The organism is Blastococcus sp. LR1 (genome assembly GCF_020166105.1).
Taxonomy (GTDB): Bacteria; Actinomycetota; Actinomycetes; order Mycobacteriales; family Geodermatophilaceae; genus Blastococcus.
Map to the genome: position 1 here is coordinate 17,993 of NZ_JAIUJY010000007.1, position 18,845 is coordinate 36,837.

The 18,845-nt window shown below is 73.9% G+C and carries 20 protein-coding genes; 12 read left to right on the forward strand and 8 right to left on the reverse strand.

Features of this window, described 5'->3' with window-relative positions; genetic code table 11:
- Positions 1–50: 50 nt before the first annotated feature.
- Together LBW97_RS18635 and LBW97_RS18640 are read left to right on the forward strand one after the other, a co-directional pair.
- A complete protein-coding gene (locus tag LBW97_RS18635; RefSeq protein WP_224500870.1) occupies positions 51–1,235 on the forward strand; it encodes an EAL domain-containing protein in 1,185 nt (394 codons plus the stop codon).
- Positions 1,236–1,294: 59 nt separating this feature from the next.
- Positions 1,295–2,224, forward strand: coding sequence for an oxidoreductase (locus LBW97_RS18640; protein ID WP_224500871.1), 930 nt, complete (start codon positions 1,295–1,297; stop codon positions 2,222–2,224).
- A gap of 70 nt (positions 2,225–2,294) precedes the next feature.
- Here the strand turns inward: LBW97_RS18640 and LBW97_RS18645 are convergent, their stop codons facing one another.
- From LBW97_RS18645 to LBW97_RS18655, 3 genes are all read right to left on the reverse strand, one after another.
- Positions 2,295–2,846, reverse strand: coding sequence for a hypothetical protein (locus LBW97_RS18645; protein WP_224500872.1), 552 nt, complete (start codon positions 2,844–2,846; stop codon positions 2,295–2,297).
- Positions 2,846–3,979, reverse strand: a complete 1,134-nt coding sequence (locus LBW97_RS18650; protein ID WP_224500873.1) for a serine hydrolase — start codon at positions 3,977–3,979, stop codon at positions 2,846–2,848. The genes LBW97_RS18645 and LBW97_RS18650 overlap by 1 nt, the downstream gene beginning before the upstream one ends.
- A gap of 80 nt (positions 3,980–4,059) precedes the next feature.
- Positions 4,060–4,398, reverse strand: a complete 339-nt coding sequence (locus tag LBW97_RS18655) for an iron chaperone (RefSeq protein WP_224500874.1) — start codon at positions 4,396–4,398, stop codon at positions 4,060–4,062.
- Positions 4,399–4,472: 74 nt separating this feature from the next.
- Between LBW97_RS18655 and LBW97_RS18660 the strand changes: the two genes are divergently transcribed.
- The 3 genes from LBW97_RS18660 to LBW97_RS20520 all read left to right on the forward strand — a co-directional run bounded on the left by LBW97_RS18660 (position 4,473) and on the right by LBW97_RS20520 (position 6,939).
- Positions 4,473–5,114 (forward strand): NAD(P)-dependent oxidoreductase, encoded by a 642-nt coding sequence (locus LBW97_RS18660; protein ID WP_224500875.1) that lies wholly within the window; start codon positions 4,473–4,475, stop codon positions 5,112–5,114.
- A gap of 16 nt (positions 5,115–5,130) precedes the next feature.
- A complete protein-coding gene (locus tag LBW97_RS18665; RefSeq protein ID WP_224500876.1) occupies positions 5,131–5,607 on the forward strand; it encodes a hypothetical protein in 477 nt (158 codons plus the stop codon).
- A 96-nt stretch (positions 5,608–5,703) separates the two neighbouring features.
- Positions 5,704–6,939 (forward strand): EAL domain-containing protein, encoded by a 1,236-nt coding sequence (locus tag LBW97_RS20520; RefSeq protein ID WP_224500877.1) that lies wholly within the window; start codon positions 5,704–5,706, stop codon positions 6,937–6,939.
- Positions 6,940–6,950: 11 nt separating this feature from the next.
- Here the strand turns inward: LBW97_RS20520 and LBW97_RS18675 are convergent, their stop codons facing one another.
- From LBW97_RS18675 to LBW97_RS18685, 3 genes are all read right to left on the reverse strand, one after another.
- Positions 6,951–7,862 carry a sensor domain-containing diguanylate cyclase gene (locus LBW97_RS18675; RefSeq protein WP_224500878.1) on the reverse strand — a complete coding sequence of 304 codons (912 nt, stop codon included), beginning with the start codon at positions 7,860–7,862 and terminating at the stop codon, positions 6,951–6,953.
- A gap of 142 nt (positions 7,863–8,004) precedes the next feature.
- The gene (locus LBW97_RS18680; protein WP_224501057.1) at positions 8,005–9,087 is read right to left on the reverse strand and encodes an alkene reductase; all 1,083 of its coding nucleotides are present in this window, start codon (positions 9,085–9,087) and stop codon (positions 8,005–8,007) included.
- 124 nt (positions 9,088–9,211) lie between these two features.
- Positions 9,212–11,086 (reverse strand): ABC transporter ATP-binding protein, encoded by a 1,875-nt coding sequence (locus LBW97_RS18685; RefSeq protein WP_308010509.1) that lies wholly within the window; start codon positions 11,084–11,086, stop codon positions 9,212–9,214.
- Positions 11,087–11,154: 68 nt separating this feature from the next.
- On the opposite strand from LBW97_RS18685, the gene LBW97_RS18690 reads away from it, so the two are divergent.
- Genes LBW97_RS18690 through LBW97_RS20135 form a run of 3 tightly spaced genes read left to right on the forward strand, consistent with a single transcriptional unit; the run spans position 11,155 to position 12,127 of the window.
- Positions 11,155–11,571, forward strand: coding sequence for a MarR family winged helix-turn-helix transcriptional regulator (locus LBW97_RS18690; protein WP_224500879.1), 417 nt, complete (start codon positions 11,155–11,157; stop codon positions 11,569–11,571).
- Between the two features lie 27 nt (positions 11,572–11,598).
- Positions 11,599–11,946: a hypothetical protein gene (locus LBW97_RS18695; RefSeq protein ID WP_224500880.1), complete on the forward strand. Its 348-nt coding sequence runs from the start codon at positions 11,599–11,601 to the stop codon at positions 11,944–11,946.
- Positions 11,947–11,995: 49 nt separating this feature from the next.
- On the forward strand, positions 11,996–12,127 hold the full coding sequence (locus LBW97_RS20135) for a hypothetical protein (protein ID WP_255601562.1): 132 nt from the start codon (positions 11,996–11,998) through the stop codon (positions 12,125–12,127).
- Between the two features lie 6 nt (positions 12,128–12,133).
- Here the strand turns inward: LBW97_RS20135 and LBW97_RS18700 are convergent, their stop codons facing one another.
- Positions 12,134–12,637 (reverse strand): DUF1992 domain-containing protein, encoded by a 504-nt coding sequence (locus LBW97_RS18700; protein WP_224500881.1) that lies wholly within the window; start codon positions 12,635–12,637, stop codon positions 12,134–12,136.
- Positions 12,638–12,855: 218 nt separating this feature from the next.
- On the opposite strand from LBW97_RS18700, the gene LBW97_RS18705 reads away from it, so the two are divergent.
- The 4 genes from LBW97_RS18705 to LBW97_RS20525 all read left to right on the forward strand — a co-directional run bounded on the left by LBW97_RS18705 (position 12,856) and on the right by LBW97_RS20525 (position 17,723).
- Positions 12,856–14,334 carry a SulP family inorganic anion transporter gene (locus tag LBW97_RS18705; protein WP_224500882.1) on the forward strand — a complete coding sequence of 493 codons (1,479 nt, stop codon included), beginning with the start codon at positions 12,856–12,858 and terminating at the stop codon, positions 14,332–14,334.
- On the forward strand, positions 14,334–14,714 hold the full coding sequence (locus LBW97_RS18710) for a MerR family transcriptional regulator (RefSeq protein ID WP_224500883.1): 381 nt from the start codon (positions 14,334–14,336) through the stop codon (positions 14,712–14,714). Before LBW97_RS18705 ends, LBW97_RS18710 begins: the two co-directional genes overlap by 1 nt.
- Positions 14,715–14,801: 87 nt before the next feature.
- The gene (locus LBW97_RS18715; RefSeq protein ID WP_224500884.1) at positions 14,802–15,815 is read left to right on the forward strand and encodes an ATP-dependent DNA ligase; all 1,014 of its coding nucleotides are present in this window, start codon (positions 14,802–14,804) and stop codon (positions 15,813–15,815) included.
- Positions 15,816–15,881: 66 nt separating this feature from the next.
- Positions 15,882–17,723, forward strand: a complete 1,842-nt coding sequence (locus LBW97_RS20525; protein WP_224500885.1) for a sensor domain-containing diguanylate cyclase — start codon at positions 15,882–15,884, stop codon at positions 17,721–17,723.
- Positions 17,724–17,736: 13 nt separating this feature from the next.
- Here LBW97_RS20525 and LBW97_RS18725 read toward each other — a convergent pair whose 3' ends face one another.
- Positions 17,737–18,729 carry a sensor histidine kinase gene (locus tag LBW97_RS18725; protein ID WP_224500886.1) on the reverse strand — a complete coding sequence of 331 codons (993 nt, stop codon included), beginning with the start codon at positions 18,727–18,729 and terminating at the stop codon, positions 17,737–17,739.
- Positions 18,730–18,845 lie beyond the last annotated feature (116 nt).

Genomic DNA, 18,845 nt, shown 5'->3' on the forward strand with positions numbered 1-18,845 from the left:
GCCCGCCGCGGTGCCGGTGCACCGGCACGACGACCCCCCGGGGAGGGTGGATGAGCGAGTTCGACTCCGAGGCGGAGCGGCAGATCGCTCAGCTGCTGCGCGCCGCCCGCCACAAGCTGGACCTGAGCGTCGCCTTCCTCAGCCGGATCGACGAGCAGTGCCGCACGATGCAGGTCGTGGACTCCGCCCTGCCGGACATCCAGGCCGGGTACACCGGCCCACGGGACAGCGGGTTCTGCCTGGCCGTGGTCGAGGGCCGCCTCCCGCCGGTGATGACCGACGCCCGCGACCACGCCGAGGCCGTGCGCCTGCACCCGGCCGACCTGCCGCAGATCGGCTCGCACGTCAGCGTTCCGGTGGTGCTCAGCGACGGCGAGGTCTACGGCACCTTCTGCGCCTTCGGCCTGACCACCGATCCGGAGGTCAGCGCCCGCGACGTGCTGCTCATGGAGATCCTGGCGGAGGCCGCGGCCCTCGTCGTCGAGCCGCAGTTCCGCCTGGCCCAGCAGCACGACGCGATCAGCGACCGGCTGGCGCCGGTGCTCGCGGCCGGCGGCCCGACCGTCGTCCTGCAGCCGATCGTCAACCTGTGCAGCGGCGGCCGCATCGGCGCCGAGGCCCTCAGCCGCTTCCCCGCCGAGTGGGACCGCACCCCCGACGTCGTCTTCGACGAGGCGCACCGGATCGGCCAGGGCGACCGACTCGAGCTGCTGGCGCTGTCCCGCGCCGCCGCCCTGCTGGACCAGGTCTCGGGCTACGTCTCCATGAACGTCTCACCGCAGACCCTCGTGACGCCGGAGTGCACCCACCTCCTGGCCGGCCTGCCCCTGGACCGGGTGCTGCTGGAGCTCTCCGAGCACGACCCCGTGAACGACTACCCCGCCCTCACCCGCGTGCTCGCCCCGCTGCGGGAGCGGGGCATGCGGCTGGCCATCGACGACGTCGGCGCCGGCTTCTCCTCGCTGCGACACATCGTCATGGCCGCCCCGGACGTCATCAAGCTGGACCGCAGCATCGTCAGCGGGGTCGACCGAGACCCGATCCTCGCCAAGCTGGCCCAGTCGATGGTCGAGTTCACGCACAGCTTCGGGGCGTGCGTCATCGCGGAAGGCGTCGAGACGGCCGAGGAGCACGCGCTGCTGCGCTCCCTCGGCGTCGACGGTGGCCAGGGCTGGTTCTTCGGCCCGCCGGCGCCTGCCAACGCCCTGGCCGACCTGGGTGCCGTGCTCGCCTGACCTCAGCGGCGCCGGGACCCGCGCTGCCGGACGACGGCGGGCGCACCAGACTGGCCGCCATGGCCTGGACCCCGGACGACATCCCTGACCTCGACGGCCGGATCGCGGTGGTCACCGGCGGGAACGGGGGCCTCGGCCTCGTCTGCGTGCACGAGCTGGCCAAGGCCGGTGCGCACGTGGTCATGGCCGCCCGCGACCAGGAGAAGGCCCGCGTCGCCGAGGAGCAGGTCCGCGCCCGCAACCCGCAGGCCTCCACGGAGGTCGTGGCGCTCGACCTCGGCTCGCTCGCCTCGGTGGCCGCTGCCGGGCAGACCATCGCGCAGGCGCACCCGCGCGTCGACCTGCTGATCAACAACGCCGGGCTGATGGCGATGCCGAAGCGGACGACGGACGACGGCTTCGAGATGCAGTTCGGCGTCGATCACCTGGGCCACTTCGCGCTCACCGCGCACCTGCTGCCCGCGCTGCTGCGGGCGGAGCGCGCCCGCGTCGTCACCGTGACCAGCACCGCCCGCTTCGGCGGCGGCCCGGTGAACCCCGCCGATCCGCACTTCTCCCGCGGCTACGGGGCGTGGCGCGCCTACGCCCGCGCCAAGTGGGCCAACTACCACTTCGGGCTGGGCCTGCAGCGCCGGTTCGAGCAGGCGGGGGTGCCGGCCATCAGCAACATCGCCCACCCCGGGCTGTCCAACACCGACCTGCAGTCGCGCACCGTCCGCGAGGGCGGCGGCGGCTGGCTGGGTGCGGCTTCGGAGGTACTGGCCAAGCGCAGCGGCATGCCTGCGGCCCTAGGCGCCCGCCCGCAGCTGCGCGCCGCCACGGACCCGTCGTCCCGCGGCGGCGAGCTCTATGCGCCCCGGTACGCCTCCAACGGCCCCGCCGTCCGGCGGCCGATCCTGCGCCGCTGGGACCTGGACCGGCGGATCGCGGAGCTGTGGGCGATCTCGGAGCGGGAGACCAGCGTCGTCCTGGACGTCCCTCGCGCCTGAGCTCGCCCTGCAATTGCGCGAGCATCCACCCGCGACCGCCTTTCGAGGGTGGATCAGCGCGCAAGGGCGGTCAGAGGCGGCCGGTGGCCTTGAGCTCGACCGCGGTCAGGACCTCCCAGCGGATCGCGGTGCTGCCGGGCCGGATCAGCCGCCAGTAGCGGTCGAAGCGGGCCCGCGTCTGCGCGTCGGTCGACATCGCCCGGGTCTCCGAGCTGAGCTCGGTCCCGCCGCGCGCAGGGGTCAGCCGGAAGTCCATCGCGGCCTTCACCCAGCCCCGCTGCGTGAACCGGCGGAAGGCCTCGGCGTCCAGCTCCGGTCCGCTGTCCCCGCCGGAGAGCTTCCATGCCTCCAGCGCGCCGCCGAAGACCACCGCCGTCGGCTCCTCCGATCCGAGCAGCGGCACCGGCAGCGCGTCGAGGAACGGCCGGTCGTGCAGCTCCCCGGCACCGCCGCCCGAGAGCACCACCGGCAGGAAGCGCGCCGCCGACAGCGTCAGCGTCACCGGCAGCTCGGAGAGCCGGACGGCGTGCAGCGCCGCCCACACCGCGGACGGCGGAGCGGCGATCCAGCGCGCCTGCCGGGTCACGTGCTCCGGCCGCGGGAGGACGTCGTCGAGGTCCATCAGCCGAGCGCGTCGTACACGGCCCGCACGTAGGCCTCGCTGCGCGCCGAACCGATGAGCCCGTCGCCCATCTTGTTCATCATGTAGGTGATCGTCAGGCGCCGGTCGAGGTCCATGACCGCCAGTGAGCCACCCCAGCCGCCCCAGAAGAAGGTCCGGCCGGAAGGCACGTACGGCACGGTCGGCGAGCCGAGGCAGAAGCCCATCCCCCACCGGAACGGCGCGCCCAGCACCAGGTCCACGCCGTCGGCCTGCTGGTCGAAGATCAGCTCGATCGTCTCCGGCGAGAGCAGCCGCACGCCGTTCACCTCGCCGCCCAGCGAGAGCACCCGCAGCACCGACATGACCCCGCGCGCGTTCGAGTGCCCGTTGAGCGCGCCCAGCTCGGCGGCCCGCCACTCGGGCGAGTTCGCCGCCTTCGCCGAGGCGGTCGGCCCGGTGAAGGTCTTCACGCTCACCGACTCGGGGTCCAGCGTCCGCGGGTCGACGTCGGGGCGCGGCGGGGGCACGACCGGCGCGATCCGGGTGATCTCGGACTCGCGGGCGCCGAGCTGGAAGTCCGCGCCCAGCGGCTCGGCGATCTCGGTGGCGATGAATCGCCGCAGGGTCTGGTTGCGGATCCGGCGGATGATCTCGCCGACCAGGTGTCCCTGGTTGTTCGCGTGGTAGCCGGCAGCCGTGCCCGGCTCCCACCACGGGCGCTGCTGCGCCAGCCGCTCGGTGGCCGACTCCCAGTCGTACATGTCGCGGATGGAGAAGGGCTGCTCCCAGCCGGAGACGCCGGAGGTGTGCGAGAGCAGGTGCCGGACCTCGATCTGCTTCTTGCCCTTGGCGCAGAACTCCGGCCAGTAGTCGCCGACCGGCGCGTAGAGGTCCAGCTCACCGCGCTCGACCAGGACCAGCGCGGCCAGCGCCAGCACGCACTTCGTCGTCGACCAGACGTTGACGATCGTGTGCTCCGACCACGGCTGGGTCTTCGCCTCGTCCCGGTAGCCGCCCCACAGGTCGACGACAGTCTCGCCGTCCAGGTCGACGGCGACCGACGCGCCCAGCTCGTCGCCGTCCAGCTGCTGCGCGAGCGCCTCGCGCACCGCGGCGAACCGCTCGTCGCACCGACCGTGGACCTCCGCCATCGACCCCTCCTCGCCGTCGGGCCACCTCGTCGTCGCCCCGTGGCATGAGACCACGGACACACCACCGGCGGCATCCGGTGTCAGGGCCGGCGGGCGACCAGAACCTGCACGACGGCGGCCACCAGGTCCAGGGGCAACGGCCGGTCGTGCGGCAGCCGGAGGGCGTCCTTCGCCGCCCGCCACGGCGCCACCTGCTCGGCCAGTCCGGGCGGCAGCTCCGGCAGCGGGTACAGCGCGATGTGCCGCTTCCACGCCGCCAGGTGCACCAGCGGCTGGCCGTCCAGGAGGAAGGTCGGCATCGCGTAGGAGATCCGCTCCCCCACCTCCGGCACGACGCGATGCACCAGGGCGCGCAGCTCCGCCATCCGCTCGCGCACATCGTCGTCCAGCGTCGCGAGGTAGTCGTCCACCGGGGTCATGGAGGGGAGACTGCCCGGCCGCGGCGATCTCATCGGTGCCGGAATGGCCGTCGTGCCCTGCTGGTTCCCCGGGCATGACACGGATCAGCGTCTTCGGCGGTACGGGATACACGGGCAGCCACCTGGCCACCGAGGCGGCGCGGCGGGGCCACGAGGTCACCGCGTTCAGCCGCTCGGAGCCCGAGCAGCCGGTCGACGGCGTCCGGTACGCCCAGGGCTCGCTGCTCGACGAGGCCACCCGGCGCGCGGCGCTCGAGGCCGCCGACGTCGTCGTGGTCGCGGTCGCCCCGCGCGGTGACATGGCCGGATCCGTGCGCGAGGGCATCCGCGCGCTCGCCACGGAGGCCGAGCAGGCCGGCGTCCGCCTCGGCGTCGTCGGCGGCGCGGGCTCGCTGCACGTGGCCGAGGGCGGCCCCCGGCTCTTCGACACCCCCGACTTCCCGGCCGACTACAAGCCGGAGAGCCTCGAGATGGCCGAGGCGCTCGACGACCTCCGCGCGACGGCGACGCTCGACTGGTTCTACCTCTGCCCGCCCGCTGCGTACGGCGGCTTCGCGCCCGGAGAGCCGCGAGGCACCTACCGGGTGGGCGAGGACCTGCTGCTCACCGACGCCGAGGGCAACTCGTTCATCGGCGGCGCCGACTTCGCCCTGGCCCTGGTCGACGAGATCGAGACGCCGGCGCACCGCCGGGCCCGCTTCACCGTCGCCTACTGAGCCTGCGGCGGACGACGTGTTCGGCTGGCTGAAGCGCCGGAAGGACGACGGGCCCGAGATCCCGGGCATGGTGAACTCCGGACGGCGACAGCGACGCCCGGAGCCCGCGGAGCCCGACCCGGCGGTGCGCACGACGATGCACCACGCGGTGCTCAACGACGCGTGGCTGTTCGACATCACCGACGGCGGATTCGTCGACGGCAGCGACGGCTGGAACCCCCTCGACCCGCGGGAGTGCTCGGGCCAGCTGCTGCGCTGGTTCGACGCCGGGCTCGTCGAGCTGCACCAGGACGCCGATCCCTCCGGCGCCCCGCTCACCGATCCGGCCGCCGACCTCGACTACGAGGCCGCCGACCTGCCCCTCATCCCGCCCGACCGGGCCCGCACCCTGCTCGCCGACCCCGGGCGCTGGACCGACGAGACGGCGGACGGCTTCGCCGTGCCCGTCCCGACCGCACGCGGCAGGGAGCTCCCGCTCGACCGTTGGCCCTGAACCGCTGATGACGGGCGACCCGGCCGGGGGACATGCCCTCCAGGGCCGGCGCCGTCCTGCCGATGGGGAACCGACGTCTCGGCGGAGGGAACCCACGTGAGCAGAGATCGCTCGGCGGCCGAGCAGCAGATCGCCGATCTGCTGCACACCGCGCGCAAGTCGCTGCGGCTCAGCGTCGCCTTCCTGAGCCGGCTGGACGGGACCACGCAGACCCTCGAGGTGGTCGACACCTCGGTGCCGTTCCTCTTCCAGGAGGGCTACCAGCAGCGCCAGGAGGTCACCCTCTGCCAGGCGGTCCTGGACAAGAAGCTCCCGCAGGTGATCCCGAACCTGAAGGACTTCCCCGAGGCGATGAAGCTCCCGGCCGCCCGCATGCCGCGGCTGCGCAGCTACGTCTCGGTGCCGGTGACCCTGAGCGACGGCTCCCTGTACGGCACCTTCTGCGCCGCCGGGCTGACCACCGACAAGGACCTGACCCAGCGCGACAAGGCGCTCATGGACGTGCTGGCCTCCGCCGCCGCGGTGATCATCGAGCCCGAGGTCCGGTCGCAGGAGCGGCGCGACGAGATCTCCGCCCGCCTCGACCCGCTGATGGCCGCCGGCGGTCCCGTCGTCGTGCTGCAGCCGATCGTCTCCCTCGCCACCGGCCGGCGCGTGGGCACCGAGGCGCTCAGCCGGTTCCCCGGCGACTGGGGCATGGCCCCCGACGTCTGCTTCGCCGAGGCGCACAGCATCGGCGAGGGGCACCGGCTCGAGGTGCTCGCCCTCGAGCGCGCCGCCGCGCTGCTGGACCGGGTCGACGGATACGTGTCGATGAACGTCTCCCCCGCCACGCTGCTCACCCGGGAGTGCGGTGAGCTGCTCGCGCGGCTGCCGCTGGAGCGGATCCTGCTGGAGCTCTCCGAGCACGACCAGGTGGCCGACTACCCGGCGCTGCTGGCCGCGCTGGCGCCGCTCCGCGCCGCCGGGCTGCGCCTGGCCATCGACGACGTCGGGGCGGGCTTCTCCTCGCTCCGGCACATCGTCGTCACCGCCCCCGACGTCATCAAGGTCGACCGCAGCATCGTCGCGGGCCTGGACACCGACCCGGTGCTCGCCAAGCTGGTCGCCTCGCTCGTGGAGTTCGCGCACGGCTGCGACGTCCAGGTGGTGGCCGAGGGCGTCGAGACCGCCGCGGAGCACGCCGTGCTGCGGGGCCTGGGCGCGGACTACGGCCAGGGCTGGCACTACGGCCGCCCGGGACCGCCCGAGGCCCTGGAGGTCCTCGAGGCCACGACGGCGCCGACCCTCCCCGCGCCGCGCCGACCCGTCGACGCGACCGTCGAGGTCTGACCGCGCGCGCCTCAGGACGAGCGGGGCTTCCGGCGGCGCTGGTGGCTCTTCGCCCCGTACATCGCCCGGTCCGCCCGGGCGATCACGTCGTCACCGGACTCCCCGGCCTTGCCGATGGCGGCCCCCACGCTGACCCCGATGCGCAGCGCGCCGTCCGGCCCGGGGAACGGCGCGGCCAGCCGGACCCCGACGCGCGTCGACAGCGCCCGGAGCTCCTGCTCGTCACCGGCCGGGCACAGGATGACGAACTCGTCGCCACCGAAGCGCGTCACCAGGTGCCCCGGACCCGCGACCTCGACCAACCGCGCCGCCGCCTCGACCAGCAACCGGTCGCCGGTCGCGTGCCCGTGGACGTCGTTCACGGTCTTGAAGTCGTCGAGGTCGCAGAACAGCAGTCCGCACCCCGGCGCCGCGGATCCTTCCAGCCGGGCGTGCAGCGCCTCGAACAGCGCCGCCCGGTTCGCGACCCCGGTGAGCGCGTCGGTGCGGGTCTGGTGGTGCAGCCGGGCCTCGCGGGCCCGGTCGTCGGTGACGTCGATCCCGACGGACGCGACGGCGTAGGCGCGGCCGTCGTCGTCGTACAGCACGGTGTTGCGCATGGCCACCCGCCGGCGCTCACCACCGGCGGCGATCCAGTCGCCCTCCTGCGGGTGGGCGACGCCCGAGTCGACCGCCGTCCGGACCGCGTGCGCGGCCAGGACGGCCTCCTCGGGCACCACCCACACGTCCCAGAACCGCTGCCCCAGCAGATCGGCGGCGGTCAGCCCGGTGAACCGCTGCAGGGCGGGATTGGTGAAGAGGATCCGCCCGTCGGGACCGACGATGCACAGCAGGGCCTCGACCGCCTCGACGAAGGCGTGGGCCAGGCGTGCGTCCTCCGGAACCGTCGCAGCCGCGGGCCGCACACCGTCCCGGTCGGCCACCGGCCTCACCTCGGTCCTGGCGTCGGTCCGGTTCCTGCGTCCGGACCTCGGGCAGTCATTCTTCGCCAGATCCGCCCGAACCGCGCAGTTTCCTCACGGAGACGGCGATCCGACCTCCAGAAGGTCGGGTCGCCGTCGGCGGTCAGCGGCCGGCGGCGGCCAGGAACGGGTAGTCGGTGTACCCCTCCGGGCCCGAGGCGTAGAAGGTGCTCGCGTCGGGCTGGTTCTCCGGGTGCTCGCCCTGCCAGCGCTCGACCAGGTCGGGGTTGGCGATGAGCGCGCGCCCGACGGCGACGGCCTCGGCGTGCGCGTCGTCGATCAGCCGCACGGCCTCCTCGCGGGTGGTGACCGACCCGAAGCCGCTGTTGGCGATCAGCGGGCCGCCGAAGCGCCGGCGCAGCTCCTGCACCAGCTCGCCGCCAGGTTCCACGTGCAACACGCTCAGGTAGGCCAGGCCCAGCGGGCGGAGCTGGTCGACCAGGGCGCCGTAGGTGGCGAGCACGTCCTCGCGGTCGGTCTCCAGCGCCCCCTGGATGTTGTGCTCGGGGGAGATCCGCAGGCCCACCTTGCCGGCGCCGATCCGCTGGGCCACCGCCGTCACCACCTCGACGACGAAGCGGGCGCGGTTCTCAGGGGTCCCGCCGTAGACGTCGTCGCGCTGGTTGGACGCCGGCGAGAGGAACTCGTGCAGCAGGTAGCCGTTGGCGGAGTGCAGCTCCACGCCGTCGAGGCCCGCGGCGACCGCGCGCTCGGAGGCGGAGACGAAGTCCTCGAGGGTGCTGCGCGCCTCGTCGAGGGTCAGCGCGTGCGGGACCGGGAAGGCCTTCTTCACCCCGCCGCCCACGTGCACCTCGCCGTCGATGGCGATTGCGCTGGGCGCGACGACGCGGGCGCCGGTCAGCTCCGGGTGGGAGACCCGCCCGCCGTGCATGACCTGCATGACGATCCGGCCCCCGCGCTCGTGCACGGCGTCGGCCACCCGCTTCCAGCCCGCGGCCTGCTCCTCGGTCACGATGCCGGGCTGCCCGGCGAAGGCGCGCGACTCCTCGTTCGGGAACGTGCCCTCGGTGATGATCAGCCCGGTACCGGCGCGCTGCTCGTAGTGCTCGACCACGATGTCGCGCGGAATTCCGGCCCGGCCGGAACGCATGCGGGTGAGGGGCGCCATCACGACGCGGTTGGCCAGCTCGAGGTCGCCGAGTCGCACGGGGGAGAACAAGTCCATACGGGGCGCAACCGGCCCGCGCGCCGATTCGATTCCGGGTGCGAGCCTCGTCACGCCCTCGCCGGGATCTGCACAATCGCCCCCATCAGCGGCCTGTGCGGGCGAGTGTGCAGATCTCGCCGGATCAGCCGACGAGCTCGGCGGCCCGTTCCGCGGCGCCGACCAGCCGGGCGTAGCGCCCGCCCAGGGCCAGCAGCTCCTCGTGCGTGCCCTGCTCCACGACCCGCCCGGCGGAGAGGACGGCGATCCGGTCGGCGTCGCGCACCGTGGAGAGCCGGTGGGCGATGGTGATCGTCGTCCGGCCGCGGGCCGCCTCGTCCAGCGCGGCCTGCACCGCACGCTCGGTCTCGTTGTCCAGCGCGCTCGTCGCCTCGTCGAGCACCAGGATCCGCGGGTCGCGCAGCAGCGTGCGAGCGATGGCCAGCCGCTGCTTCTCGCCGCCGGAGAACCGGTGCCCCCGCGCACCGACGACCGTGTCGTAGCCCAGCGGCAGCGCGGTGATCAGCTCGTGGACCTGCGCGCGGCGGGCGGCGTCGGTCATCTCGGCGTCCGTGGCCTCGGGCTTCGCGTGCCGCAGGTTCTCCCGGATCGTGCCGTGCAGCAGGTAGGTCTCCTGGGAGACGACGCCGACGACGCGCGCCAGGTCGGCCAGCGTCATGTCCTTCACGTCGACGCCGTCGATGCTCACCCGGCCCTCGGTCGGGTCGTTCAGCCGGGCCACCAGCGAGGCGAGCGTGCTCTTGCCCGAGCCGGTCTCGCCGACCAGCGCCAACGTCGTCCCGGCGGGGACCGCGAGGTCGATGCCGGCCAGCGCCGGCCGGTTCCCGTCGGGGTAGGTGAAGCCGATGCCCTCGAACCGCACCTCGCCACGGACGTCCGCGGGGTCCACGCGGACCGGGTCGGCGGGGTCGTCGATCTCCACCGGCAGGTCGAGGTACTCGAAGACCCGGCTGAACAGCGCCATGGAGGCGGTGAGCGAGACGCCGATGTCCAGCAGCTGCATCAGCGGGCGGAACAGCGCGCCCTGCAGCGTGGTGAAGGCGACCAGCGTGCCGATCGTCATGCCACCGGACGTCGCGGGCAGGCCCGCGGCGAGGTAGATCAGCGCCGGGATGCCGGCGAAGACGATGCTCATCGTGGCCATGCGCCAGCGGCCGGCGAGCTGGGAGCGGACCTCGAGGGCGACCAGGTCGTCGGAGGTGCCGGCGAACCGCTGCGACTGGGCCGGCCCGGCGCCGAGGGTCTTGCCGAGCAGGACGCCACTCACGCTGAGCCCCTCCTCGACCTGGGAGTGCAGATCGGCCAGGGAGCGCTGCCGCTGGGCGGTGATGGTGCGGCGCATGCGGGCGACCCGGCGGGTGAGCACGATCGCCGGCGGCAGCACGATCAGCGAGAGCAGCGAGAGCCGCCAGCTCAGCACCGCCATGGCGACGACGGTGCCGATGACCGTGGTGGCGTTGGAGGCGAACGACGTCGCGGTCGTGGTGACCACCGACTGCATGCCGCCGATGTCGTTGGTCAGGCGCGACTGCACCTCGCCGCCCCGGGTGCGGGTGAAGAAGCCGAGCGACTGGCGCTGCAGGTGGGTGAAGACCGCCGTGCGCAGGCCGTGCATGACCCGCTGGCCGACCGTGGTGGACAGCCAGGTCTGGGCGACGCCGAAGATCGCCGTCACCACGGTGACGGTGAGCATGCCGCCGACCGCCCACAGCAGCAGCGGCACGTCCTGCTCGGGGATCGCGTCGTCGATGACGAGGCGGATCAGGAACGGAGTGGCCAGCGCGACCGCGGACGACGCCACGATCAGCGCGACGACCACCGCGAGCTGCGCCTTGTAGGGGCGGAACAGTGCGGCCACCCGGCTCCACCGCACGGGGGACCGCTCGAGCTGGGCCTTGTCGGCCGGGTCCGGCTTGCGGCCGATCCTGTCGGCACCACCGCCGCCACCACCGCCACGGCCTCCGCCGCCGCCCATCGGCATCGGGTCGATGTCGACCACCCCCTCGTCGTTATTGCTGAGGTTACCTCACGGTGTGGTAACCGCAGCGAAACCGGTATCCTTCCCCGGTGCGCGACGACGGGACGACGGATCTGGGCGACCTCGTCATGCGCGTCGCCCGGGTGCAGCGGCGACGCTTCCGCGACCTGCTCGAGCCGTGGGACCTCTCCCCCCACCACGCCCGCGCGCTCATGGTCATCTGCGCGGGCGACGGCGTCCGGCTCTCCGACCTCGCCGAGCGGCTGCGCATCGCGCCCCGGTCGGCCACGGAGGTGGCCGACGCCCTGCAGGAGCGCGGGCTGATCGAACGCACCCCCGACCCGGGCGACCGGCGGGCGGTCCTGCTGCGGGCCACCGACGAGGGACGGCGCATCCGCGAGGAGATCTCCGCCGCCCGGACTGCGGACTCCGCCGAGCTCTACGGCCGGCTGCCCGCCGAGGACCAGGAGACCCTGGCCCGGATCCTGCGCGCGCTCGCCGACTGAGCCGCCCTGACCTGTGAGAGTGCGCCCATGACGACACAGCCCGCCGCGCGGTCGCCCCGGGCGCCGCTGGCGATCTCGCTGGCCGTGGTGCTCTTCCTGGCGACGTTCGGCAGCTTCGGCGCGGGGTTCGGGATCATGACCGACTGCACGAACACGTTCAGCTGCACGGAGACCGCCTGCTCGCCGTGCGCCACCGCCGACACCTGGCTGACGGGCGGCTGGATCGCCCAGGGCGTGCTGCTGGCGGCCGGTGCGGTCCTGGCGCTGCTCGCCACCCGGCGGCCGCGGCCCGTGCGGCAGGCGGCGCTGCTCCTGGGGCCGCTCGCTGCGGCGCTGTTCGCCGTCACCACGACCATGGCGACGTCGAGCTTCTGACGCCGGCCCCGTGCTGCGGACCGCGCGACGGGGCGGCAGGCTCGTGCCTGTGACCGGCCCCGCGCAGGACGACGACCAGCCCAACCTCCACCCCGGACAGCACGACGAGGGCGGTGAGGGCGGCATGGCCACCCGCGAGGTCGCCGCGCACGAGCAGGAGGACGAGTCCCGGGAGGACTGACGCCGCTCAGCGCGCGCGACGGCGAAAACGGGCGACGAGCCCGGCGAAGCGACGGCGGGCGCGCACTTCCACGACCTCCGGCGCCGGCGAGGGCAGCAGTGGCGGGTGCGCCCGGCGCCAGTCCGAGACGAGCGCCTCGACGTCGGCCAGCCCGGGCACCGGCGCCCACCGGCTCTCCGCGGGCCGGCGCCAGAAGGCCTCGACGCGCGCGTTGTAGTCCTCGGCCGCCGCCCGCGCCTCCGCCTCCGACGCGAGCCGGACGATCCGCTCGGGCAGCTCGTCCCGCTCCCGGCGCAGCGCCAGGCCCCGGGGCAGCATCGCCGCGGTGTCCACGCCCTCCCGCCGGGCCTTGGCGAGCGCCCAGTCGTAGGCGTCCCCCGACAGCGCCTCACGCGACAACGGCCGGCCCGCTCCCGGCAGGTCCTCGAAGTCACCGCGAGCCTGCCCGCGGGCGATCTGGTGCTCCACCCAGGTCTCGTACGAGATCCCCGGCGGCTTTCGCTCGGTCACGCATTCTCCCCGCTGGCGCTCGTCGTCCGCGTGACCGCAGGTGCTCTGCTCATGCGCGACCTCGCGAGCTCGGTCACGGCCTCCACGGTACGAGTGATCGACGACTCGGCACTCTCCTCTCACGTGAGGGTCAGGTGTGGGGGAGGATGGTCGTCGATCCGCGCCCCGGGCCCACCGTCCGGGAAGACGCCGCCATCCCCTCGACCGGAAACGGGAGCATGTCCGTCCTGCCTGCGCTCCGCACCACCCGCCCGACCTGGCTCAAGCCCAGCGTCGCCCGCACGGAGGTGCTCGCCGGCCTCGTCGTCGCCCTGGCACTGATCCCCGAGGCGATCAGCTTCTCCATCCTCGCCGGGGTGGACCCACGGGTCGGGCTCTTCTCCTCCTTCGTGATGGCCGTCGTCATCGCCTTCACCGGCGGCCGGCCGGCCATGATCACCGCGGCGACCGGCGCCATCGCCCTCGTCGTCGCCCCGCTGGCGCTGGAGCACGGCGTCCAGTTCCTGTTCGCCGCGGTGATCCTCGGGGGCGTCTTCCAGATCCTGCTGGCCGCCGCCGGCGTCGCGCGGCTCATGCGGTTCATCCCGCGCAGCGTCATGGTCGGCTTCGTCAACGCGCTGGCGATCCTGATCTTCACCGCGCAGTTCCCGCAGTTGGTCGACGTCCCCTGGCTGGTCTACCCGATGGTGGCCGCCGGCCTGGCCATCATCTTCCTGCTCCCCCGGCTGACGACCGTCGTGCCTCCGCCCCTCGTGGCGATCATCGTGCTGACCACGCTCGCAGTGGCCGCCGGCTGGCAGCTGCCCGACGTCGGCGGCGAGGGCGAGCTTCCTGACAGCCTGCCGTTCTTCCTGCTGCCCGACGTCCCCTTCACCGCCGAGACGCTCGGCGTCATCGCCCCCTACGCCCTCGGCATCGCCTTCGTGGGTCTGATGGAGTCGCTGATGACGGCGAAGCTGGTCGACGACATCACCGACACCCACTCGGACAAGACCCGCGAGTCCTGGGGCCAGGGCGTGGCCAACATGGCGTCCGGCTTCTTCGGGGGCATGGGCGGCTGCGCGATGATCGGCCAGACGATGATCAACGTGAAGGTCTCGGGAGCCCGCACCCGGCTCTCGACCTTCCTCGCCGGCGTCCTCCTGCTCGTCCTCGTCGTGGTTCTCGGCGACGTCGTCAGCATCATCCCGATGGCCGCGCTGGTCGCCGTCATGATCTTCGTGTCGATCGCGACCTTCGACTGGCACAGCCTGCGGACCATCCACCGGATGCCCAAGAGCGAGACCACGGTGATGCTCTCGACGGTCGCGGTCACGCTGTTCACCCACAACCTCGCGATCGGCGTGGGGGTCGGCGTGCTGGTCGCCTGCGTGCTGTTCGCCCAGCGCATCGCCCACCTGGTCGACGTCGAGCGGGTCGTCGGGGCCGACGGCTCCGTGCGCTACACCGTGGCCGGCGCGCTGTTCTTCGCCTCGAGCAACGACCTCTACACACAGTTCGAGTACGCTGCGGACCCGCAGGACGTCGTCATCGACCTGACGAACGCCCAGGTGTGGGACGCCTCCACCGTGGCCGCGCTCGACGCCATCACGCACAAGTACGCGACCCGCGGGAAGACGGTGACGATCGTCGGGTTCGACGAGCACTCTTTCGACCGGTTCCAGCGGCACACCGGCCAGCTGGGCGCGGCGCACTGATGGCCGCCCGCACCGGCCTGCTGCAGATCGGCCAGGTCGCCGAGCGGACCGGCCTGAGCCTCCGGACCATCCGCTTCTACGAGGAGAACGGGCTGGTCCCTCCGACGTCCCGCAGCGAGGGCGGGTTCCGGCTGTACAGCGACGACGACGTCGCCCGGCTCGAGGTCATCAAGCGGATGAAGCCGCTCGGCTTCACGCTCGAGGAGATGCAGGAGCTGCTCACCCTGCTCTCGGACCTGGCCGACCGGCCCGGGGACGCCGCGCTGAGCGACCGGCTCCGGATGTTCCACGAGGCGGCGACCGCCCGTGTGCACGCCCTGCGCGAGCAGCTCACCATCGCGGAAGGGTTCGCCGCCGACCTGGCCGGCCGGCTCGGCTGAACCCGGCCGTCCCGGCCGGCGCCCCGAACGGGTGTGACCTGCCGCGGCCGGCGTGCGCCCGGGCCGCGGGGTCGGCAGGCTGTCCGGGTGCCCCTGTCCGCCCCCGGTCTGCCCGCGCTGCCGCCCGAGCTGGCCGGCCCGGTCGCGGTGCAGCTGGCCAAGCCGGTGCGCGAGATCCCGCGACCGGCGGCGCTGGCCGGCGGCTGCCGGTACGAGCCCAAGTGGGACGGCTACCGGCTGGTGATCGTGCGCGGCCGCAGCTCCACCCGGCTGTGGTCCAAGCAGGGGCGCGACCTGACCGACCGGTTCCCCGACGTCGCCGCCGCGGCCCTGGCCCAGGTCCCGGCCGGCGCGGTGGTCGACGGCGAGGTCGTCATCTGGAACGGCGAGCGCCTGGACTTCGGCCTGCTGCAGCGCCGCATGGTCACCGCGGCCGGCCGCATCGCCGCCCAGGTGAGCGCCGCCCCGGCCTCCTACGTCGCCTTCGACCTGCTCGCCGCCGGCGGGGAGGACCTCCGCGGCCGCGCCTTCACCCGCCGCCGGGCCGCGCTGGAGGAACTGGCCGGCCGTTGGGCGCCGCCGATGCAGCTCTCCCCCGTCACCGCCGACCCCGCCGAGGCCGAGCAGTGGTTCACCGACTTCCGGCCCGCCGGCGTCGAAGGGCTGGTCGTCAAGGGCGCCAGCACCCGTTACGCCCCGGGCCGCCGCGACTGGCTGAAGGTGAAGAGCTGGGAGAGCACCGAGGTGCTCGCCGGCGGGGTCATCGGTCCGATCGAGCGGCCCAGCCAGCTCGTGGCGGGGCGCTACCGGGACGGCGAGCTCGTCGTCGTCGGCCGGACCAGCCCGCTGTCGCCGGCGCAGTCCGCGGAGCTCGCCGGCGTCCTGCGCCCCGCGGACGACGACCATCCCTGGCCCGACCGCATCGGCACGGGGCGCTTCGGAGGCGGCCGGCTCTCGGTCCCGCTCACCCGGGTCGACCCGACCGCCGTCGTCGAGGTGAGCGCCGACGCGGCTCTCCAGGCGGGGGTCTTCCGGCATCCGCTGCGCTTCGTGCGCGTCCGCCCGGACCTGCTGCCGGAGGATCTCCTCCCCGTCCCGTGACACGTTTCCCCAGTTCGGGGCGGTTATTGGGTAAAGCTCCCACCCGCACCTGTCGATGAGGGGTGCGTGACCGGCTCCGATGCCCCGACCGCCCGCGCCGCCTGGCTGCACGCGGCGCTCGCGGTGCTGCTCGTCGCCGTCATCACGACGCTCGTCCCCGAAGGCCCGTGGCGGCCGGCCGCCGAGATCCCCCTCTTCCTCCTCGGCGCCACGGCCACGTCCTACGCCGTCCGCCGGCAGCGGACGCGTCTCGTCACCGCCTGGCGAGGCCTCGGACTCGCACTGCTCCTCTTCGCGCTGAGCTGCGTCGCCGACGTCGCCGCCCTGGCCGGGTTCCACACTGCCGTCACCGGGGAGCTGGAGTCCGGGCTGGACCTCGCCGCGTACGCCAGCCTCGCGGTGGGCGCTCTCGGTGTGGTGGGCGGCGGGCGCCGCTGGAACCGCGCCGCCTGGGCCGACACCGCCACCCTGATCCTGGCCACCGGGCTGGCAGTGCTGGCCGTGCGCGGCGACCGGCACACCGCCTCCGCCGACATGATCGAGGCCGGGGTCGCCACCCCGCTGCTCACCATCGTGCTGTTGATCGTCTGCGTTCCGCTCGCCGCACCCCGCGACGGCCGCTCGGCCACCACGATGGCGCTCCTGGCTGCCGGAGCCCTCGCCGTGGTCGGCTACGGCGGCGCCGTCGTCTTCGGCGTGACGCTGCGGGAGTCCGCGCTGCTGGACCCCCTCCCGCTGCTGAGCGTCGCCGCCCTGTGCCTGGCCGGCCGGCACCCCTCCGTGGCGCTGATGGGCCGCGCCCGGCCGACCGGACGAGAGGCCACGTCGAGCCGGACGATGGGCGTGAGCGCGGCTCTGCTCGTCAGCCCCGTGCTGCTCATCCTCTGGACGGCGGGGCACGGCGGCATCGGTTACGTCCTCGGGGCCGGCAGCGCGCTGGTCACCGGCATGGCCCTCTGGCGCCTGCACACGCTGCACCGCGAGCGCGACCGCACCCGCGACGCCCTGGCCGCCAGCGAGGCGCGCCTGCAGATCCTGCTGGAGAACGCCGCCGACGTCATCGCGATCGTCGACGTCGCGGGCTCGGTCGCCTACATGAGCCCGGCCGTGCAGTCGCTGCTCGGTCGCGCACCCAGCCACTACGTCGGCCGCGACGCCATCTCCCTGGCCGACCCCCGCGACCAGGCCCGGCTCCGCGCCGCCGTCGCCTCGGCCGGCCGGTCCGGTGACCCCGACGCCGGCGTCGTCGACACCGACATCCGCGTGCAGCACAGCTCCGGCGGCACCCGCTGGGTGGAGATGCGGATCAGCGGCCGCGTCGACGCCGTCGGCATCGAGGGCTGGGTCGTGAACTTCCGCGAGGTCACCGACCGCAAGCTGTTCGAGGACGAGCTGCGCCGGCAGGCGCGCACGGACCCGCTGACCGGTTTGCTCAACCGCACCGCCTTCAACGAACGGCTCGCCGCGGCCACCACCGAGGTGGACGCCGCCGCTCCGCCCGCGGTGCTCTTCGTCGACGTCGACGACTTCAAGACGGTCAACGACACGCTCGGCCATGCCGCCGGCGACGAGCTCCTGCTCGCGGTCGCGCGCCGGCTGTCGGCCCAGGTCCGCGGGGACGACGTCGTCGCCCGGCTGGGCGGGGACGAGTTCGCGCTCCTGCTGAGCGGGGCCGACGGCGACCGGCTGCGCGACGTCGCCGACCGGCTGCTGGCCGCGATGCGCGCACCGGTGCAGCTCGGCGACGGCACGGTCACGGTGACCGCGAGCATCGGCGGCGCGCTGGCCGAGCCGGGTTGCTCCGCCGAACGGCTCCTGCACCGTGCCGACACCGCGATGTACACGGCCAAGCGCACCGGCAAGGACAGCCGCGCCCTGCTCGACCCCACGGAGACCGTGCTCGCCTGACGGCGGCCGGGTCTCAGAGCAGGCGCGAGCTCAGCCGGACGGTGACGCCCTGCGGCTGGGGCAGGACGTCGACGTGGTCCCACAGCTTGCGGGCCAGCCACAGCCCCATGCCGCCGAGTGCGAGGTCGTCCCCGTGGGCCGGCCGGAAACCGGCGAACGGGTCGTCGAAGCCGCGTCCCCTGTCGGTGATCGCGCAGACCAGCCGGTCGGCGTCGACCCACACCTGGGCCGAGACCGGGCGGGCGCCGTGCCGGAAGGCGTTGGACGCCACCTCGCTGGCGGCGAAGTGCAGGTCCTCGGCCTGGTCGTGATCGGCCACCCGGGCGTGGATGACCGTGCGCAGCAGGCCCCGCAGGTGGGCGAGCGACGGCGCATCGACGGCGGTGAACTCCGGGGCGCCGTCCTCCAGCGGCTCGCGGGGCACGGGGAGTGCACGCGCGTACTCGCGCTGGTCGCCGAACTCGCTGCTGGACACCAGCCGGCCGCCCTCGAGCATCTCGGGGTGGGTGGCGGCGGCGCCGGCCAGGACCTCGGGGGGCAGGATCCGGCCGTCGAACACGCACAGCGCCGACACGGGGTCCGGAGCGAGCAGCCGGTTGACCGCGGCCTCGTAGCGGAGCCCTTCCCGCCAGTCGCGGGGCGCCGTGCCGAACTGCACCTGGCCGACGATCCGCGGGCGGCCCGACCCGCGGGCGGCCGCGCGGTGCAGCCACTCCCTGGTCGCGGCCATCGCATCGGCCACCCGGGTGCCGAGCAGGCAGATGCGGGGGTCGCTTCCCACGGCGGCCACGCTCTCGCCCAGGGCGGCGGAGATCAGCGTCGCGGTCTCCGGCGGGCAGCTGAGGAGCACCGTGTCGCCCGCGGCGAGGCCCTCCTCGACGTAGGGAAGGACCCCGGCCAGGAGCGCGTCGTCGGAGGCGACCACGAAGCCCACGTGCGCGTGCCCCGGCGCCTCCGGTCCACAGCGGTGGACGAGCGCCGAGCCCGCATCCACCGCTTCGTTCATGCCGCCCTCTGTTCACGCGGGCCGGAGCGTTCCCGGCCGACTGGTTGAACATTGTGGGACATGTTCCCGAACACCTTGCCACCGCCCCCGGCCGCCGGTGCGATCGACCCTCCGCC

Excerpts from the sequence above, each read along its gene's own strand:
- LBW97_RS18650 (WP_224500873.1), bottom strand. The coding sequence starts at position 3,979 with ATGGCGGAGGTCCACGGTCGGTGCGACGAGCGGTTCGCCGCGGTGCGC.
- LBW97_RS18705 (WP_224500882.1), top strand. The coding sequence starts at position 12,856 with ATGTCCGTCCTGCCTGCGCTCCGCACCACCCGCCCGACCTGGCTCAAG.
- LBW97_RS18660 (WP_224500875.1), top strand. The coding sequence starts at position 4,473 with ATGACACGGATCAGCGTCTTCGGCGGTACGGGATACACGGGCAGCCAC.
- LBW97_RS18640 (WP_224500871.1), top strand. The coding sequence starts at position 1,295 with ATGGCCTGGACCCCGGACGACATCCCTGACCTCGACGGCCGGATCGCG.
- LBW97_RS18695 (WP_224500880.1), top strand. The coding sequence starts at position 11,599 with ATGACGACACAGCCCGCCGCGCGGTCGCCCCGGGCGCCGCTGGCGATC.
- LBW97_RS18725 (WP_224500886.1), bottom strand. The coding sequence starts at position 18,729 with ATGAACGAAGCGGTGGATGCGGGCTCGGCGCTCGTCCACCGCTGTGGA.
- LBW97_RS18635 (WP_224500870.1), top strand. The coding sequence starts at position 51 with ATGAGCGAGTTCGACTCCGAGGCGGAGCGGCAGATCGCTCAGCTGCTG.
- LBW97_RS18710 (WP_224500883.1), top strand. The coding sequence starts at position 14,334 with ATGGCCGCCCGCACCGGCCTGCTGCAGATCGGCCAGGTCGCCGAGCGG.
- LBW97_RS18645 (WP_224500872.1), bottom strand. The coding sequence starts at position 2,846 with ATGGACCTCGACGACGTCCTCCCGCGGCCGGAGCACGTGACCCGGCAG.
- LBW97_RS18680 (WP_224501057.1), bottom strand. The coding sequence starts at position 9,087 with ATGGACTTGTTCTCCCCCGTGCGACTCGGCGACCTCGAGCTGGCCAAC.
- LBW97_RS18655 (WP_224500874.1), bottom strand. The coding sequence starts at position 4,398 with ATGACCCCGGTGGACGACTACCTCGCGACGCTGGACGACGATGTGCGC.